Below are 610 nucleotides of genomic sequence, written 5' to 3' on the forward strand. Positions count from 1 at the left end.
CTTTTTTTGAGCTTCTTTCATATAATACTTCATCATTGTAGCCGTTGTTTCATAATCGGCAATAACTCCGTCCTTCATCGGGCGAAGGGCAACCACGTTTCCAGGTGTACGACCGATCATGTTTTTCGCATCATTTCCGACTGCGACAATCTGTTTTGTATCTGTTTGCACAGCAACAACAGATGGTTCACGTACGGCAATCCCTTTTCCTTTTACATAAACAAGCGTATTAGCTGTTCCTAAATCAATTCCTATATCTCTAGCGCCAATTCCAAACATTATGGTATCTCCCTTTCGTAAACAAAAATCCTTTTTATAAGTTCAAATAATAATTTGTCGTTTTTTGACAATAAGAGTTTTGAAAAAGTTTCCTCTTTTAAAAATCATAAACAATATTATATCGTATCATCAAAAATTTTGATAGTGTCATAAATAACCTTTTTCCTTCAAACTAACATATTTGTGCTCCCCAATAATGATATGATCCAATACTTCAATCCCAATTATTTTACCACATTCGACTAATCTTTTCGTTACTTCAATATCTTCTCTGCTGGGAGACGGGTCTCCGGAGGGGTGGTTATGAAGACAGATGATAGAGGCAGCAGAC

Annotated in this window: 2 protein-coding genes; both read right to left on the reverse strand. The window is 36.2% G+C overall.

Annotated features, from left to right (window positions below):
- Positions 1–279, reverse strand: a 279-nt coding sequence (locus tag AC1DUW_RS31860) for a rod shape-determining protein (RefSeq protein ID WP_477644584.1), incomplete at its 3' end; no start/stop codon positions are given.
- A 147-nt stretch (positions 280–426) separates the two neighbouring features.
- A partial coding sequence (locus tag AC1DUW_RS31865) for a JAB domain-containing protein (RefSeq protein WP_477644585.1) occupies positions 427–610 on the reverse strand: 184 nt, incomplete at its 5' end.

The sequence above is a fragment of the Peribacillus sp. P4_C12 genome, assembly GCF_056402095.1.